We start from the raw sequence: 17,316 nt of genomic DNA on the forward strand, positions 1-17,316 counted from the left end.
AGGCGGGCGTCCCGCCCCCGGCAAGAGGCGGGACGTGGCCGGCAGCCGGGACTACTACTCGGCGACCATGCGCACCACGCATCCTTCGATCATGTCGCTGATCTCCGGGAGCGGGATCGCTCCGCTCGGGCGGTACCAGCGCCAGACGCTCACGATCATTCCGAGGACGGCGAGCCCAAGGGTGTGCGCGTCCCGGACCGGGAAGGCGCCCTTGGACATGCCGCGCATCAGCAGGTTCGTCCAGTCCCGCTCGACCATCTGCACCAGTTGGCGGGCCGCGACGCGCTCGGTCTCCTCGCGCTTGGACTTCCGCGGGGTGGCGAGCAGGGACATGTTGGCCTGCAGGATGCGCATCTGGCGGATCTCCTGCTCGGTGACCGCGAAGGCGGTACGGACACCCGCGCGCAGTTCCTCGACCGGCTCCGACTTCCCGGCCGTGGCCTCGACGAACATGTCGTGGGAGCGCTGCAGCTCCAGGCGCATGATGGTCAGCAGGCAGTGGGCCTTGGACTCGAAGTAGTGGTAGAGGGCGGTCTGCCCGATGCCCACCCGGTCGGCGACCTCGGACCACTTCGTGTTCTCGTAGCCGTCCTCCCCGAACCGCTCCACGGCCGCCACGAGAATCGCGGCCCGCTTGGACCTGGGCCCCTCGTCCGGATCCACGATCCGCGCGCTCACCATCGTCTCTCCCTCTTCTCGCCACGACCGGCACCGATCACCGCTCGGGTGTCCGAGAGTAGACCCAAGTTCAAGTCGGTTACGAATGGAAGGCCGGTTGCGAACGAAAGAGGGGCGACCGGTCCGGCCCGGGCGCTCACGGGACCGGGGCGTGCGTGAAGTCGGGCCGGCGCTTGGCGAGGAACGCGGCCACGCCTTCCCGCCCCTCGGCGGAGACCGCGGCGGCGGCCAGTTGGCGGGCCTCCGCGTCGAGGTGTTCGCCGAACCCCGCCGACAGTGCCCCGGCGACCAGCCGCCGGGTCGACCCGTACGCTCCCGTGGCCCCGCGCGCCAGTGCGCTCGCGGCCTCGGCGGCCTCCTCGTACAGCCGCTCCGGCGCGACGATCCTGCTCACCAGTCCCATGTCCAGGGCCTCGGCGGCCGGGATGCGGCGGTTGGTCAGCAGCAGGTCCATGGCACGCCTCGGTCCGACGAGCCGGGGCAGCGACCAGCTGACCCCGGCGTCCGGCGAGTACCCGATGCCGGTGTACGCGGCCGTGAAGCCGGCGTCCGAGGCCGCGAAGCACAGGTCGGCCGCCGCGGCGAGCCCAAGCCCGGCCCCCGCCGCGCTTCCCTGCACAGCCGTCACCAGGGGCGCGTCGAGACCGGCGAGGATCCGCAGCGCTCCGTGCAGCGCGTCGGTGACCTCGGTGAGGTGCGCGACCAGCCGCTCACCGGAGAGGGCCGCGAACTCCTTCAGGTCGCCTCCGACACAGAAGTGCCGACCCTGCCCGGTGAGCAGCACGGCCCGTGCTCCCGCCCGCTCGCTCTCCCGCGCGGCGTCCAGCAGTGCCCGGGCCATCGCCAGGTCGATCGCGTTGCCGTCCCCGCGGCACATCTCGACGCGCGCCACCCCGTCACCGTCGACCTCGACCGTCACCCTCATCGCGCCGTCCATCCGCCGTCAACGGTGAGCACTTGCCCCGTGCAGTACGAGGACGCGTCCGAGGCCAGATACAGCAACGCCCCGTCCAGTTCGCCCTGTTCACCGCCCCGGCCGAGCATCGTGCCGCGCTCGACCCACCGCCGGGACCGCTCGTCCGCGAACAACTCGTGGGTCATCTCGGTGCGGAACCAGCCGGGGGCCAGGGCGTTGACGCGGATCCCCGACTGCCCCCACTGCCCGGCCAGTTCGCGGGTCAGTCCGACGAGTCCGGCCTTCGACGCGGCGTAGGCGGCACCGCCCATCGGGGCACCGGAGACCAGCCCGAGGACGGACGAGACGTTCACGATGGACCGCGGACGACCGGCGGACGGCGACTCCGCCAGCAGCCGGGCGAGGTGGAAGGCGGCCACCAGATTCACGGCCAGTACGTCCGCGAAGGCGTCGGCGCTCTCGTCCTGGGCCCGTACAGCTCCGGGCGCCCCCGCGTTGTTGACGAGGATGTCGAAGCCTCCGCCGGCCGCGAGCACGGTCTCGGCCAGTCGCACGCGGTCCAGCTCCCGGGAGACGTCGCAGACAACGGGGTGGATGCGCGGATCGTCGTCGGCCAGTTCCTTCAGCCGGTCGGGTCTGCGGGCCGCGGCGAACACCGTGGCGCCGGCGGCGGCCAGGACGGTCGCGAACCGGGCGCCGAGACCTGAGGAGGCCCCGGTGACGACTGCTGTCCGGCCGTGCAGCGAGAACAGGTCCGCGTCCCGGTTCGTCGGGGAGGCCGTCGTCATGCGTCCACCCCGATCGGCAGCACGGTCGCCCCACCGTCCAGGACGAGCGCCTGGCCGGTCATCCACGCCGACGCCTCGGAGGCGAGGAACACCGCGGCGTTCGCCACGTCCTCCACCGTGCCCAGCCTGCGCAACGGCAGCTTCGCGGTGAGGATCGGCTCCCTCGGCTCCCAGACGGCCCGCGCCAGTTCGGTCTTGATCAGACCGGGCGCGATCGCGTTCACCCGCGCCCGCGGCCCGAGTTCGTACGCGAGCTGCCGTGTCATGTGCAGCATCGCCGCCTTCGTGGCGTTGTACCAGCCGATGTGCGGGTCGACGATGAGCCCGCCGACGGAGGCGATGTTGACGACCGCTCCCCCGTGGTCCGCCATCCACGCCCGCCAGGCGCACCGGGTCCAGGCGATCATGCCGTACTGGTTGACCCGTACGGTCTTCTCCGCGCGCGGCAGGTCGAGGTCGAGCAGATCGCCCATGTACGGGTTGGTGGCCGCGTTGTTGACCAGGATGTCGAGGCGGCCGAGCCGTGCCATGGTCTCCTCGGCACAGCGCTCGGCGTCGTCCGGCTCCCCGGCGTTGGCGACCACCTCGTGCACCTCGCCGTCGCCCTTGACGCGGAGCAACTCCTCGCGTGCGACGGCGAGTCCGTCCGGCTTGCGGGCGGCGATCACCACATGGGCCCCCGCCTCCCGGTACGCCTTGGCGATGCCCAGGCCGATGCCCCGGGAACCGCCGGTGATCACGGCGACACGGCCGTTCAGTGCGTATCCGCTCATGCCGACTCCTCGCGGTACTTGGTCAGTTCACGGCGCGCCACGGTCCGCAGATGCACCTCGTCGGGCCCGTCCGCGATCTTCAGCGCCCGGGTGATGGCGAACAGCCGCGCCAGTACGGTGTCGTCACTGACCCCCGCGGCCCCGTGCGCCTGGACCGCCCGGTCGACCACCCGGTGGGCGACCTCCAGCGCGGCCACCTTGATGGCGGCGACCTCGGTACGGGCGGCCGCGTTGCCAGATGTGTCCATCAACCAGGCGGACTTGAGGACCAGCAGCCGCAGTTGCTCGATCTCGATCCGGCTGCGGGCGATCCACTCGCGGACGACACCCTGTTCGGCGAGGGCGCCGCCGAAGGCCGTACGGGTCAGGGTCCGGCGGCACATCAACTCCAGTGCCCGCTCGGCGAATCCGACGGCGCGCATGGCGTAGTGCATGCGTCCGGGTCCCAACCGGCCCTGGGCCAGGGCGAATCCCTCTCCCTCATCGCCCAACAGGCCCGACACGGGCACCCGAACGTCCTCGAAGAGGACATCGCCATGGCCGCAGCGGTCGGTGTAGCCGAACATCGGCAGATCGCGCAGGACGGTGATGCCGGGGGTGTCGCGCGGGATCAGCAGCATGCTCTGCTGCCGGTACGTGGGCGCGTCCGGGTCGGTCACGCCCATGAGGATGATCAGCCGGCAGTCCGGATCGAGGATCCCGGAGGTGTACCACTTGTGGCCGTTGACGACGTACTCGTCGCCGTCACGGGTGATCCGGGTGCGGATGTTGCGTGCGTCGGAACTGGCGACCTCCGGCTCGGTCATCGCGAAGCACGACCGGATCTCGGCAGCGAGCAACGGCCGCAGCCAGCGCTCCTGCTGCTCCGGTGTGCCGAACAGGGAGAGCAGTTCCATGTTGCCGGTGTCGGGGGCCGAGCAGTTGAACACCTCGGGGCCGATGACGGACCGCCCGGCCAGCTCGGCGAGCGGCGCGTACTCGAGGTTCGTCAGGCCCGCGCCCCAGTCGCCGTGCGCGAGGAAGAGGTTCCACAGCCCCTCGGCGCGCGCCTTCTCCTTCAACTCGCGCATGACCGGCGGCAGTTCGTGCGGATTTACCGCCTGGGCCAACTGCCGGTCGTACACGGGCTCGGCGGGGAAGACGTACTCGTCCATGAACGCGGCCATGCGCGAGCGGAGTTCGTCGGTCCTCGGGGAGAGTCCGAAATCCATGGTGGTGCTCCTTCAAGACCGTTGCGCGAGGATGTCGAGCGCCGTGCGGATCATCGCCGCGATGGTCGGCGGCAGCCGCTCCTGGTCGGGGTCGTGGTGCTTGCCCTCGCGGTGTCTGCGCAGGTTGTGACCCATGATCGCGGCCATCTTGGTGCGGGCCAGGGCACGGAACCAAGCGAGGTCGGGGAGTTCGGTGCGGCCGTCCGTATAGGCGGCGAGCAGCTCCTCCTCGGTGGGCAGGCCCGGGACCTGGCGGCCCAGTTGAGGGAAGTTCCGGTGGTCGGCGAAGAGAAGGAACCAGCCGAGATCGATGCGAGGGTCCCCGAGGCCCCAGATCTCCCAGTCGACGACGGCCGCGGGTCGCTCGCCCCGGCACAGGACGTTGCCGAGCCTGAAGTCACCGTGGGTCAGGGTGGGGGGCATGCCGTCCGGGACCATGGAGGCGAGGCGGCTCAGCAACTCCTCCGCACCCGGCCGGAGATCCTCCGGCACGGCCCGCATGGTGCGTCCCCACCGTTCCAACTCCCCCGCCGGATCGAGGAGTTCCGAGGTGACCTCGGTCTTCGTGCCATGCAGATCCCTCAGCACCCCGGCCACGGCCAGCATCCGCGTCCGGCACAGGCCCGGGTCGAGCCGGTGCTCGTCCAGGACCGGCTCGACCGCCTCGCCGTCCACGAACTCCATGGCGAACCAGGCCGGTTCCCGCTCGTCGACGGCGAACACCTGTGGCACGGGGACCGGCGATCCGGTGAGGGCACGCAGCACCTCGGCCTGGCGGAGCACGTCGTTGCGACCGACGGGCCGCTGCCCGGGCGGCACAACCTTCACGACGTACGAGGCCGATCCCGCCGCGATCGAGTAGGTGAGCCCCGAGTGGCCGCCGGGCAATGTGCGCAACTCGCCGAAGGGCACGCCCGGATGCCTGACGGCGAGCCGCTCGCGCACCCGTCCGGCGAGTTCCGTCACTTCGGTCGCGGTACTCAACTCACCGCCCCCTTCGGCTCCTTGGGCAGTCCCAGCACCCGCTCGGCCAGGATCGTGCGCTGGATCTCGTCACTGCCGCCGGCGATGCGGTAACCGGGGGCGCCCAGCAGATGCTCGGTCCAGGCGAACGTGCCCCACTCCCCCGTGTCGGCGGCCAGCCGCGGTCCGAGGAGCTGCTGTACGAGATCGGTGGTGGCCCGCATGGTCGCGGTGGCGTGGAGCTTGCCGACGGAGGCCTCCGCGCCCGGTTCACGGCCGGCGGCCACGGCTGCCGTGACGCGCAGTCCGATGAGCCGCTGAACGAGGGTACGGACGAACAGGTCGGCCGCCTGCTGCCGTTCACCGCCGGTGAGCGGGCGGGGCAGCCGGCAGGCGAGGTGGAGGGCACGGTCGGCGTTGTCCAGTCCGAGGCCTCCCGAGTCCAGCCGTTCGGCCGCGAGCACGGTGAGCGTCACCCGCCAGCCCTGGCCGACAGGGCCGAGCCGGTCGGCGTCCGGTACGAAGACGTCGTCGAGATAGACCTCGTTGAAGCTGGAGCCGCCGGTCATCTGCCGGATGGGCCGCACGGTCACGCCGGGCGCGTCCATCCGGACCAGGAAGACCGTGATGCCCGCATGTTTGGGCACGTCCGGGTCGGTGCGGCAGACGGCGACGCCCCAGGTGGCGACGCGGGCGCCGGAAGTCCAGACCTTGTGACCACGCAGCAGCCAGCCGTCGCCTTCACGCACCGCTCGCGTGCGGACGGCGGCGAGGTCGGAACCTGCCTCCGTCTCGGAGAAGAGCTGGCAGGCGAGCTCGTCCGTGCGGAGCATGGGGCGCAGCCAGCGGGCCTTCTGTTCGTCGGTGCCCCAGATGCGGATCGCGGGGGCGACGAGCTGCTGGGTGACCGGGAAGACCTCGGTGCGCCGGGGCACATCGAAGGCTGCCTCCTCTGTCCGGTACAACTGCTCGTAGTACGAGGGCAGTTCGCGGCCTCCGTACTCCGGTGGCCAGTCGAGCGCGCCCCAGCCCCGGTCGTACCGGGTGCGCTCCCAGCCCCGTATCCGCTCGGTGTGCGCACGTTCCTCGGTCTCGGTCCAGTTCTCGAAGACGGCCACCGAGTCGTCACCGCTGTCCCAGTCCTGGCGTGCGGGGCGTTGCTCCGCCGTGCCTGCCAGCCAGCGCCGGGCCTCGGCACGGAACTCCTCGGGTTCGGGGATCTCGCTCATGGTCCTCCCTTCGGCGAATCAGGTCCCGGGATCAACGGGTCAGCACGGTGCAGGCGCTGACGCCCGGTGCCCCGTAGACGTGGGTGAAGCCGGTCGACGGTTCGCCCGGCACCTGCCGTTCACCCGCCCTGCCGCGCAACTGCTGGACGATCTCGTGGACTTGGCGGAGCCCGGAGGCACCGATGGGCTCGCCGTTGGCGATACAGCCGCCGTCGGTGTTGACCGGTAGCGCCCCGCCGATCGCGGTCGCGCCGGAGGGGATCAGCCGTTCCTGCTCGCCGTGCTCGCAGAATCCGCACTCGGCCATGTGCATCACCTCGGCACCGCTCTCGGTGTCCTGGAGCTGGCACACGTCGATGTCGCCCGGCCCCAGCCCGGCCTCCTCGAAGGCCAGTCGGGCGGCGTCCGCGCTCACGCTGGTCGGCGTCCCGGGCGGCGCCCAGGGGCTGAACACCTCGAAGGAGCCGAACCGCCGGGTCCGTACGACCGCGGCCCGCAGCGCGACCGGGATGCCTTCCAGCTCGTCGGCGACCGCACGGTTGCACAGGATCAGGGCGACCGCGCCCTGGCCGGGCGAGCAGAACATGTACCGGGTCAGCGGGTCGTTGACCATGCCGGACGCCAGGATCTCGTCCGCTTCGACCGGCTTGCGGCGCCACGCGTGGGGGTTGCGGACCCCGTTCGCGTACGCCTTCTCGGCGACCAGTGCGAGAGTGCGGGCGCTGATGCCGTGGTCGTGCATGTAGCGCTGGATCTTCATGGCGAAGAACTGGGTGGTGACCATGAGCCCGTCGCGCCCGTATGCCTCGTCGAGCCCCCAGTCGGCGGGCCGCGGGTCGAAGGCGCCGCGCGGGTGTTTGTCGAAGCCGACGGCGAGGGCGACGTCCGCCGCGCCGGAGCGGATCGCGCCCACGGCCGACACCAGGGCGCTGCCGCCGGTGGCGCAGCCGTTGCGGACGTTGATGAACGGCACGCCGGTCAGGCCGAGTTCGGCGACGAGTGTGTCGGCGTTGCCTGCCGCGTCGCTGCCGCCGTAGGCCGCCCGCACCCGGGACCAGGGCAGCCCGGCGTCGGCGAGTGCCGATCGGACGGCGCGCACGGCGAGCTGTCTGCCGTCGTCCTCCGTACGGGCGAAGGAGGTGATTCCGGCGCCGCAGACCAGCACCTCTTCGGCGCTCATGCCCTGGCTCCCACGGCCCTCGGCACGCCGTCCCCCACCGAGAGGGTCAGCGGCATGCCGATCTCCGCTTCCTCGGGCCGGATGTCCAGCACGGCCAACACCCGTACCCCTTCCGGAAGTTCGACATATCCCACGGCGAACGGCTCGAATCCGGCGGCAGGGACGGCGTACGGCGGCGACTTGGGCGCGTACCGCTGGACGGTCCACGTCCACAGCGTGCCCGTACCGGAGAGAACGACCTGCTCGGCCGGTCCTCCGCAGCGCGGGCACGCCGGGTCGGCGGGGTAGACGGCCACCGCGCAACCGGCGCACCGGGAGCCGCGGAGCCGGCTCCCGGGGTCGGCCGCGGTGCTCAGCGGCCCTTCCACTGCGGTTCCCGCTTCTCCAGGAAGGCCGCCACACCCTCCGCCGCGTCCTCGGAGTTGAGCATCACGCCGACCGCGAGGTGCTCCATGACCATCAGCGACTGGATGTCGGCGTCGAGGCTGCGGTCGATGGTCATCTTGGTGATCCACATGGTGAACGGGCTCTTGTCGACCAACTGGTCGGAGAACTCCTCGACTGTGGCGTCCAGCTTGTCCGCCGGCGCCGAGGAGTTGATGAGCCCGAACTCCGCGGCCTCGACCCCGGTGAGCAGCTTGCCGGTGAGCATGAGCTCCTTGGTCTTGCGGACGCCGATCATGCGCGGCACCCGGTAGATGGGCCCCGCCCCGCCGAACAGCGCGCGGCGGATGTGGAAGTCGCCGATCAGGGCGTCGTCCGCGGCGATCGCGAAGTCGCAGGAGATCATCAACTCGAAGCCGCCCGCGGTGACATGGCCTTCGAGGACCGCGATCGACGGCGTCTTCATCGAGTAGAGCCGGTCGCAGACCTTCGCCGACAGCACGGCGACGTCGATGGCGGTGGAGCTGCCGATGAAGTCGGCCTTGAGGCTGTCCAGGTCGAACCCGGAGCAGAAGGTGTTGCCCCGCCCGCGCAGCACCAGCACGCGCAGCTCGGGGTCGGCGTCGACCTCGGTGATGATCTCGTCGAGACGGTTGAGGATCGGCACGGTCACGCAGTTCTTCTTGTGCGGCCGGTTGAGCCAGACCCGCGCGACGTGACCGTCCCGCTCGAACTGGATCTCGTCTTCGACTGCCATGAGTTCCTCCAAACTGAACTGAATTCAGTACGATTCTGCGGGCAGTAGATGCCCCTGTCAATGGATCGGAAGCCGCCACTCAGCCCGAAGTGCCGGTGAGGCCGAGCAGTTCCGCCAACCGCAGCCGGTGGTCGTCGGCCGTGCCGAACAGCGCCTCGTCGGCCCTCGCCCGGCGCACGTACAGATGCGCCGGGTGTTCCCAGGTGAAGCCGATACCGCCATGGAGCTGCACGTATTCGGTCGTGGCGAGCCGGTACGCGCCGGTGCACGCCACCGCCGCGGCGCTCGCGGCGACGGGCAGCTCGGGGGTCCACTCCGCCAGACAGGCGCTCGCGTACGCCGACGCCGACCGCGCCCCTTCCACCTCGACCAGCAGATCGGCCAGTCGGTGCTTGATCGCCTGGAACGAGCCGATGGCCCGACCGAATTGAGTTCGTTGCGAGACGTACTCCAGGGTGGCGTCCAGGGCATGCGCGCAGCCGCCGACGTGCTCGGCGGCGAGCGCCACCCGCCCGGCGTCGAGGACTGCGTCGACGATTCCGGGCACCTGCCCGGGCTCACCGACCGGTTCGGCCGGCGTTCCCCGGAAGCGGACGAGCACCTGGCGGCGGGTGGGATCGAGAACGCGACGGGCCGCACGATCGCAGGTCGAGCCATGCTTCCCGTGCGGTGGCTCCGGTTCACAGGCGAACAGCCGCTCCCCGTCCGGCGCCCGGGCCACCACCAGCAGCAAATCGGCACCCTCGCCGTCGGGAACGAAGTCGGCCTCCCCGCGCAACACCCACCCGTCGGGCCCGCGTTCGGCCGTCACATCGGCGGCCTGCACGAACCCGGCGACCGTGGCCGTGACCGCACCGGAGGCGATCCCGGGCAACCAGCGCTCACAGGCCCGCCGATCACCACTCCCCAGCAGGGCATGCCCTGCCAGCACGACGGTCGACAGCAGCGGCGCCGGACACAGCACACGCCCGGCCTCCTCCAGCGCCACGGCGAGTTCGGCGAAGGTGTAGCCCCCACCGCCGTACTCCTCCGGCAGAGCAAGCCCATGCACCCCGATCTCCCCGGCGAGCCGAGCCCAGAGCGCCTGGTCGTACCCGCGCGGACTCTCCACTTGCTTGCGCACTTCTTCGGACCCACAGGCCTCGGCGAACAAGTCCCGCAGAACCGCCCGCAGTTGACTCCGCTCCTCGCTCTCCAGCAACACGGCCGGATCCACATCGAGGCGATTCACACAGACCTCCCTAGATCAAACAAACTCCGGTTCCACGGGCGCCCCTCCAGGGGCGCGGGGAACTGCGCGACCAGCCACACGCAACCCGCAGCAGCAATCCGAATCCCCAGCCCCACGGACCCCTCACACCGTGAACCGCCCCCCGTTGGCCAGCAGAACCGCCCCAACGAGATTCACCGCCTCATCACTGGCCAGAAACAACGCGATGTCGGCGATCTCCCCAGCCGTCGCGTAGGGCCGAACCCGAGGATCGGCCAGATCCTGCCGCAACGCGGCAGGCGTTCGCGCCGCCATCCCCGTGTCGGTGGGCCCCGGCGCCACCGTGTTCACACGGACGCCGAACGCGATCGCCTCCTTGGCGACGGCCTGACTCAACACGTGCGCACCGGCCTTCGAGGCCGCGTAGTGCGGATAGCCGGCCGGAGCGTCGAAGGCCGAGGAGGAACCAACGGTGACGATCGCACCGGACCGGCGGGGCGCCATGACTCGCAGCGCAGCCCGCAGGACATGGAAGGTGCCGTCCAGGTTGACCCGCATGACACGCCGCCAAGCGGCCCCGTCGAGCCGGGTGACGACATCGGGCGGCCGTTCGTCGAGCAGCGCCTCGGCGATCCACTGCTTCGCCTCCGGGTCGTCGACTCCGGCCGCGTGCACCACCACGTCCAGGCGCCCGCGCTCCCGTACGACCTCTTCGACCGCGCGGTCGACCTGGTCGGCGTCCGAGACGTCCATGGTCACCGGGTGTACGCCGGACAGTTCCTTGGCGACCGCTTCGGCCGCGGCGCCGTCGAGGTCTGCGGCGAAGACCGCGGCTCCTTGCACGGAGAGTCGCCGGGCGACCGCCGCGCCGATGCCGGAGCCGGCTCCGGTGACCAGCGCGGCTCTGCCCGTGAAGCGTCCGTGTGGCGTGTCTTCGTCGTCCATCGGATCCACCCGCCTCCGCTCACTTATTGAACTGACTTCATTTTTGCTACCGTTTCGCGCATGTCAACAGGCAGGATGAGAGCAGTCCGGATGACGCACTGGGGCGGCCCACCGGTGCTGACCGAAGTGGCACGCCCTACACCCAGGGCGGATGAGGTCCTGATCCGCGTGGAGGCGGCGGGTGTGTGCCGCTCCGACCTCCACGTCCTGGACGCCCGACCCGGCGCCCTTCCGTACCGAACTCCGTTCACTCTCGGGCACGAGGTCGCCGGGCGGGTGGCCGAGCTCGGGCCCGGGGCCACCGGTCCGGCGGTGGGCGAGCGCGTCGCCGTCTACGGCCCCTGGGGGTGCGGGCTGTGCAGCCGCTGCGCGGCCGGCGCGGAGAACTACTGCGACCGCCGCGCGGACCTCGACGCGGTCCGGACCGGTACGGGAGTGGGGCTGGGGCGCGACGGCGGTATGGCCGACTTCCTGCTCGTACCGTCCGGGCGACTGCTGGTTCCGGTGGGCGATCTGCCCAGCGCGCAGGCGGCGCCCCTGTCGGACGCCGGGCTCACCGCGTATCACGCCGTGTCCGGGATCCGGCCGGCGCTGCCACTCGACGGCTCCGGCGGTGGCGGTGGCGGTGGCGGTGGCGGTGCGAGCGTGGCCGTCATCGGGGTCGGCGGGCTGGGGCATCTGGCGGTGCAGATCCTGCGGGCCACGACATCGGCGCGGGTCCTCGCCGTGGACGTACGCGAGGAGGCGCTCGCGCTCGCCGACGCCTGCGGCGCGCACTTCGGCACGCTGCTGCGGCCCGACACCGCGGAGGTACTCCGGCGACAGGCCGGTGGGATCGGCGTGGACGCCGTGCTCGACTTCGTCGGCAGCCACTCCAGCCTGGAACTCGCGGTCGGCGCCCTGCGGGCGGGCGGTGAGCTGGCCGTCGTCGGGAGCGGCGGCGGGGAGCTCACCGTGCGCAAGCCCGGCGGACTGCCTCCCGGGGTGCGGATCTCGCTGCCCTTCTGGGGAACGCGGCCGGAGCTCGAAGAGGTCGTCGCCCTGGCGCGCAAGGGCGTGGTCAGGGTGGAGACGGAGGAGTTCGCCCTGTCGAGCGCACCGGAGGCGATCGACAGACTGCGCTCCGGCCAGACACGGGGGCGAACCGTGCTGGTCCCCGACTGATCCGAACCGCCCTGCCCGGCCGAAAGCAGCCCTGTCAAAGCTCGTACCGACACACCTCTCGACTACAGAAGTGAGTTCAATTAGGGTTCAGGTCACTCAGCGACACGACTAGGCGGTGGGACCCGCTATGGGTGTTGGAACAGTGGATCTGCTGGTGGTGGGCGGCGGAATGGCCGGACTCTCGGCCGCCGCCCGGGTGGCCGCGGAAGGCGGCTCCGTGGTTCTCGTGGAGAAGGCGGAGCGCCCCGGCGGCTCCGCGCGCTTCGCCGGTTTCGTATGGACGACCCCCACCTTCGATGAATTGCGTCGCGTCAACCCCGACGGCGACGCGGAACTCGCCGCGGCCCTGGTGGACGGGTTCGCCGACGCGGTGGCCTGGATCCGGTCGCTCGGCGTGGAATGTCGGCCGCCGGTGCCCGTACTCGGCTTCGGCCGGGGACATCAGCTCGACACGAACCACTACCTCGACGCCTGCGAGCGGTTGGTCCGCGACCGGGGCGGCGAGGTACTGACCGCCACTTCGACGCGCACCCTGCTGACGGAGAACGGCGCGGTCACAGGTGCACAGTGCGTGCTGCCGGACGGATCGATCCGCCGGATCGACACCACCTGGACCCTGCTCGCGACCGGCGGATTCCAGGGGGATCCGGGCCTGCGCACGGAGCACGTACACCCCCAGGCCGCGGACATCGAGCTGCGGGCGAACCCGCACAGCCAAGGCGACGGACTGTCGCTCGGTCTCGCGGCGGGGGCCGCGTTCGGCAAGAAGGACGCGGGTTTCTACGGGCATCTGATGCCCGCGGGCGTCTCTCTCGCCGACCCCGCCCGATTCGTCGACCTCGCCCTCTACTACAGCGAGCACGCCCTGCTGTTCGACCTCACGGGCGAACGGTTCGCCGACGAGACCGTCGGGGATCATCTGACCACCATGGCGCTGCTGGAGAGACCGCAGGCCCGTGGGCTGCTGGTCGCCGACGCGCGCGTGCACCGGGAATGGATCTCCGCGTCGTACGTGGAGGGCATCCCCGGCGTGGACAAGTTCCAGCTCTGCCATCGCGCGGGCGCCCGCAGCGCGGTCGCCGACAGCCTGGAGGAGTTCGCGTGGATGCCCGAGGAGTGGGGCTACCCGGGCGCCAGGATCCGTGACCGGGTCGAGGAGTACAACGCCACCGTCGGCGGGGGCGGCGAGCCGGCCCCGGGGCGACTGCTCGACCGGCAACCGCTCGACGAGCCGCCGTTCTATGTGATCGAGGCCGCCCCCGCGATCACCTTCACCTTCGGCGGTCTGCTCATCGACGCCGAGGCCCGTGCCCTGGCGGCGGACGGGCGGCACACCGTGCCCGGCCTGCTCGTGGCGGGCGCGGACGCGGGCGGGCTCTACCGGCGCGCCTACGCGGGCGGCCTCGCCCCCGCGCTCGTGTTCGGCCTGGCGGCCGCGCGGACCGCGCTGCGCTAGGGCCCGCCCAAGGGCCTGCCCGTCGGGCGGATCGCGCCGGACAGGCACCGGATCACCCGCACTCCGACAAATCCCGTGCACGAGTCTTGCCCGTCCGGCACCGGAGTGCCTAGCTTACTGAATTGAGTTCACTTTACTAAGCGGCGAGTACCGCGTACCCGGCTTTCGAGCACGTGGCGCGAACACGCCGCACGCGCATCTCGAAGTTCTTCGAAGAAGGAGGGACCGTGAGTCAGTTTCTGCTGGTCCTGGTCAGCGGCGTGGCCAGCGGAGCCGTGTACGGCCTCATGGGACTCGGCCTGGTCATCATCTATCGCGCCACGGACGTCGTGAACTTCGCGATGGCGTCCCTGGCGACCCTGGGCCTGTACGTGGCGGTCTCGCTCCGCGACCAGGGGGTGGCGACGGTGCTCGGCATCGTCGCGGCCGTCACCATCACCGTCGTGGCGGGCCTGCTGGTGCGCGAGACCGTGATCAGGCCACTGGGCCAAGGACAGTTGTTCTCCGCGCTGGTCGTGACGATGGGCGTGTCCCTGGTGGTCGAGAACGTGGCCAGTTCGATCTGGGGCGACGAACCGAAGTCCTTCCCCAACCTGGTCAACGGCACGGTGAGCTGGTCGGGCGCGGCACTGCCGGTCCAGAGCCTGGTGACGATCGCCGTCGCCGCGGTGGCGATGGCCGTCGTGGGCTATCTGTTCGCCCGCACCACGCTCGGCTCCGCGATGCGCGCGGTGGCCGAGAACGCGGACACCGCGCGCGTCGTCGGGCTCGGGGCGCAGCGCCTGGCCCGGATCGCCTGGGCGCTCGGCCTCGGCCTCGCCGCACTCGCCGCGTGTCTGTACGCGCCGAGGTCGGGGCTGGTACCGACCGCCCTCGTCGCACCGCTGTTCCGCGCCTTCGCCGGGATCTTCCTGGGCGGCCTGACGAGCATGTACGGCGCTGTCGTCGGCGGACTCACCGTCGGCGTGCTGGACAACCTCGCGGCGAACTACGCCTCCGCGAGCCTCCGGGACACATTCGTCTTCTCGTTCACTGTTCTCGTGCTGCTGATCCGCCCTCAGGGCATCTTCGGCACCCGCACCTTCCAACGGGTCTGAGGGGTCGTACCCATGGTCTTCAACCGTTCCCTCCTCGCGAAGGCCGCGCTCGGGCCGGCCGCCGGCGCGGTACTCATGGCCTTCATGGCCTCCGGCGCGATCCCGGCGTACCAGATGTACTCCGTGGCGCTCGCCGCGATCTACACCATCGTCGTGCTGTCGGTCGGCCTGCTCGCGGGCTGGTCCGGCATCTGGTCGGTGGGCCACCCGGCGTTCTTCGCCATCGGCGCCTACTTCGCCGCGTACGGCAGTGGCCACGGCTGGCCGCTGGAGACGGTGATCCTGGGAGCGGTGGTCACCGGAACCGTCCTCGGCGGCTTCCTCGGGTACGCGGGTGCCAGGTTCTCGATGCTCTACATCGCCCTGCTGACGCTCGCCTTCACCATGGTGACGCTGGAGCTGGTCAACCGCTGGAGCAGCGTGACCGGCGGCGACCAGGGCGTCGCGGTGCTCCAACTGCGCAGCTCCCTGGGCCTGGGCACCCTCGCGGGCGGCAGCTCCGAGTCCCAGTACCTCGCGGTCGGCGCCGCGGCCGTGGTGCTCGCGCTGGCGGTACCGGCCGCCGCGTCCGGACTGCGGATGCGGCTGGTGGCCGCGAAATCACATCCCCTGGCGGCCCGTACGATCGGCATCGCGCCCGAAGCGCAGTCGGCGCTGGCGTTCGCGGTGAGCGCCGCGTTCACCAGCTTCGCGGGTGTACTGCTCGGGCTCATCACCGGTTTCGTCAGCCCGGATCCGTTCTCCCTCAACCTCGGCATCGCGCTCATCGCGGCGTGCGTGCTGGGCGGGGTCGGAACCATCATCGGCGCGGTGGCCGGCGGCGCCTATCTGACCTGGAACCCCTCACTGTCGTCCGCCGTGGGACTCCCCCAGCCGGTCGTGCAGGGCCTCGTGCTGATCGGGGTGCTGCTGTTCCTGCCCGGCGGAGTGGTGCCGTTCCTCAGCGCGCCCCTGCGGTCGCTGCTCCGGCGCGTGTGGCGACGGCCGGCACCCACGCCCTCGAAGCCGGCCCCTGCCGTCGGCCTCGCACCGCGGCAACCGGCCGCAGCAACGGCCACTGCCACGGCCTCAGGTGAAGCCGACGTCGTGCTGCGCCTGGAGCACGTATCGGTCGCGTACGGCGGGCTGAAGGCGTTGGAGGACGCCTCGGTGTCGCTGCGGCAGGACGAGATCCTGGCGGTGATCGGGCCCAACGGGGCGGGAAAGACAACCCTGTTGAACGCGGTGTCGGGTCTGACCGGCAACGGCCGGGTGAGCGGGACGGTCGATTTCGCGGGCGGTTCCCTGCTCAAGGCTCGGGCGACCGCGCGGCGCCGGCTGGGCATCGGGCGTACGTTCCAGCACGCGGAGGTGTTCTCCGAACTCACCGTCGCCGAGAACGTGTTGTGCACGCGCCGCTGGATCACCGCCCGGGACCGGGCCGACGTCGCACGGCTGCTCGACTCTGTCGGCCTCGCCGACGTGGCCGACCGACGGCCCGGAGGGCTGCCGTTCGGGCTGCAGAAACGCCTGGACCTCGCCCGTGCGATGGCCGAGGAACCGAAACTCCTGGTGCTGGACGAGCCGTTCGGCGGCCTGGACGCCGGCGAACGGGCCCTCCTGGCACAGCAGATCAGGCGGTTGCACGCCCAGGGCACCGCCGTGCTGGTCATCGACCACGTGCTCGACGACCTGTTCTCCGTCGCACACCGGGTGCTGGCCTTCGACTTCGGCCGCACCATCGGCGAGGGCAGCCCGGACACCGTCCTGGACAACCCCGAGGTGCGGTCGTCGTACCTGGGTACGGTCGGCGGCCGGGCCGAGCTGCCCGAGCGGGTCGGTGAGCGGAGCGTGCTGCGACTGAGCGGGGTCGGTCACACCTACGGCGGCGTGGTCGCCCTGCGGGACGTCGACCTCGACGTACGCGAGGGGGTCGTGCTCGGGATCGCCGGGGCCAACGGCGCCGGGAAGAGCACACTCGCCGGGATCCTGCACGGCTCGCTGAAGCCCGCGCGCGGCAGCAGGGAGACGGGCGGGACCGTCGTCCGTACCAGCCTGGCGCCCGAGGGACGGGCGCTGTTCAAGACGCTGTCCCTGCGGGAGAACCTCGAAGTGGCGGCCTACGCGGCGGGCATCACCGGGGCCCCGCTGCGCGAGCGCCTCGCGGAGACGACCGAGTGGCTGCCGCCGCGACTGCGCGACCGCATGTCCGTACCGGCCGCCGGACTGTCGGGCGGAGAGCAGCAGATGCTCGCCATCGCCCGCGCCCTGATCGTCAAACCCGACGTCCTGATCGTCGACGAGCCGGCGCTCGGGCTCGCGCCCGCACTGGTCGACGAGGTGTACGACCGGCTGGTGCGACTGGCCCACGACGGCCTGACGGTCGTTCTGCTGGAGCAGCTGCTCAGCCGTGCCATGTCCGTCTGCCACGAGGTGGCCGTGCTGCACGAGGGGTCGGTCGCCGCTCAGGGGCGGCCCGGGGACCCGTCGTTCGCCGCCCTCGCCGAAGCGGCGTACTTCAGCGGCGCCCGGGAGACCGCCGCGACCACCGCTCGACTGTGAAACGAACCGAACTCATGTTGTGAA

16 protein-coding genes are annotated in these 17,316 nt (G+C 71.2%); 4 read left to right on the forward strand and 12 right to left on the reverse strand.

What is annotated here, in order from left to right; all coding sequences use genetic code 11:
* Nucleotides 1–54: 54 nt before the first annotated feature.
* The 12 genes from QF035_RS06110 to QF035_RS06165 form a co-directional block, all read right to left on the reverse strand.
* Complete coding sequence (locus tag QF035_RS06110; RefSeq protein ID WP_143641214.1) at nucleotides 55–681, reverse strand: TetR/AcrR family transcriptional regulator; 627 nt, start codon at nucleotides 679–681, stop codon at nucleotides 55–57.
* Between the two features lie 133 nt (nucleotides 682–814).
* Nucleotides 815–1,603 (reverse strand): enoyl-CoA hydratase/isomerase family protein, encoded by a 789-nt coding sequence (locus QF035_RS06115; protein ID WP_307518796.1) that lies wholly within the window; start codon nucleotides 1,601–1,603, stop codon nucleotides 815–817.
* Complete coding sequence (locus QF035_RS06120; RefSeq protein ID WP_307518797.1) at nucleotides 1,600–2,382, reverse strand: SDR family NAD(P)-dependent oxidoreductase; 783 nt, start codon at nucleotides 2,380–2,382, stop codon at nucleotides 1,600–1,602. Before QF035_RS06120 ends, QF035_RS06115 begins: the two co-directional genes overlap by 4 nt.
* Nucleotides 2,379–3,155, reverse strand: a complete 777-nt coding sequence (locus QF035_RS06125) for an SDR family oxidoreductase (RefSeq protein ID WP_307518798.1) — start codon at nucleotides 3,153–3,155, stop codon at nucleotides 2,379–2,381. Before QF035_RS06125 ends, QF035_RS06120 begins: the two co-directional genes overlap by 4 nt.
* Nucleotides 3,152–4,366 (reverse strand): acyl-CoA dehydrogenase family protein, encoded by a 1,215-nt coding sequence (locus QF035_RS06130; protein WP_307518799.1) that lies wholly within the window; start codon nucleotides 4,364–4,366, stop codon nucleotides 3,152–3,154. Before QF035_RS06130 ends, QF035_RS06125 begins: the two co-directional genes overlap by 4 nt.
* A 12-nt stretch (nucleotides 4,367–4,378) precedes the next feature.
* Complete coding sequence (locus QF035_RS06135) at nucleotides 4,379–5,350, reverse strand: phosphotransferase family protein (RefSeq protein ID WP_307518800.1); 972 nt, start codon at nucleotides 5,348–5,350, stop codon at nucleotides 4,379–4,381.
* Nucleotides 5,347–6,558, reverse strand: a complete 1,212-nt coding sequence (locus tag QF035_RS06140; RefSeq protein WP_307518801.1) for an acyl-CoA dehydrogenase family protein — start codon at nucleotides 6,556–6,558, stop codon at nucleotides 5,347–5,349. The genes QF035_RS06135 and QF035_RS06140 overlap by 4 nt, the downstream gene beginning before the upstream one ends.
* Before the next feature lie 31 nt (nucleotides 6,559–6,589).
* Complete coding sequence (locus QF035_RS06145; RefSeq protein WP_307518802.1) at nucleotides 6,590–7,738, reverse strand: thiolase family protein; 1,149 nt, start codon at nucleotides 7,736–7,738, stop codon at nucleotides 6,590–6,592.
* On the reverse strand, nucleotides 7,735–8,106 hold the full coding sequence (locus QF035_RS06150) for a Zn-ribbon domain-containing OB-fold protein (RefSeq protein ID WP_307518804.1): 372 nt from the start codon (nucleotides 8,104–8,106) through the stop codon (nucleotides 7,735–7,737). The genes QF035_RS06145 and QF035_RS06150 overlap by 4 nt, the downstream gene beginning before the upstream one ends.
* Nucleotides 8,091–8,879 (reverse strand): enoyl-CoA hydratase/isomerase family protein, encoded by a 789-nt coding sequence (locus tag QF035_RS06155; protein WP_200394132.1) that lies wholly within the window; start codon nucleotides 8,877–8,879, stop codon nucleotides 8,091–8,093. Before QF035_RS06155 ends, QF035_RS06150 begins: the two co-directional genes overlap by 16 nt.
* A 79-nt stretch (nucleotides 8,880–8,958) precedes the next feature.
* A complete protein-coding gene (locus QF035_RS06160; protein WP_307518806.1) occupies nucleotides 8,959–10,110 on the reverse strand; it encodes an acyl-CoA dehydrogenase family protein in 1,152 nt (383 codons plus the stop codon).
* 123 nt (nucleotides 10,111–10,233) lie between these two features.
* Nucleotides 10,234–11,034: an SDR family NAD(P)-dependent oxidoreductase gene (locus tag QF035_RS06165; RefSeq protein WP_307518807.1), complete on the reverse strand. Its 801-nt coding sequence runs from the start codon at nucleotides 11,032–11,034 to the stop codon at nucleotides 10,234–10,236.
* Between the two features lie 75 nt (nucleotides 11,035–11,109).
* Between QF035_RS06165 and QF035_RS06170 the strand changes: the two genes are divergently transcribed.
* The 4 genes from QF035_RS06170 to QF035_RS06185 all read left to right on the forward strand — a co-directional run bounded on the left by QF035_RS06170 (nucleotide 11,110) and on the right by QF035_RS06185 (nucleotide 17,292).
* Nucleotides 11,110–12,198 (forward strand): NAD(P)-dependent alcohol dehydrogenase, encoded by a 1,089-nt coding sequence (locus QF035_RS06170; RefSeq protein ID WP_307530913.1) that lies wholly within the window; start codon nucleotides 11,110–11,112, stop codon nucleotides 12,196–12,198.
* Between the two features lie 127 nt (nucleotides 12,199–12,325).
* Entirely contained in the window at nucleotides 12,326–13,654 is a 1,329-nt protein-coding gene (locus tag QF035_RS06175; RefSeq protein WP_307518808.1) for an FAD-dependent oxidoreductase, read from the forward strand.
* Between the two features lie 227 nt (nucleotides 13,655–13,881).
* Nucleotides 13,882–14,751, forward strand: a complete 870-nt coding sequence (locus tag QF035_RS06180) for a branched-chain amino acid ABC transporter permease (protein WP_307518809.1) — start codon at nucleotides 13,882–13,884, stop codon at nucleotides 14,749–14,751.
* Between the two features lie 12 nt (nucleotides 14,752–14,763).
* The gene (locus QF035_RS06185) at nucleotides 14,764–17,292 is read left to right on the forward strand and encodes an ATP-binding cassette domain-containing protein (RefSeq protein WP_307518810.1); all 2,529 of its coding nucleotides are present in this window, start codon (nucleotides 14,764–14,766) and stop codon (nucleotides 17,290–17,292) included.
* Nucleotides 17,293–17,316: the final 24 nt, after the last annotated feature.

Source organism: Streptomyces umbrinus (genome assembly GCF_030817415.1).
In the GTDB taxonomy this organism is placed as follows: domain Bacteria; phylum Actinomycetota; class Actinomycetes; order Streptomycetales; family Streptomycetaceae; genus Streptomyces; species Streptomyces umbrinus_A.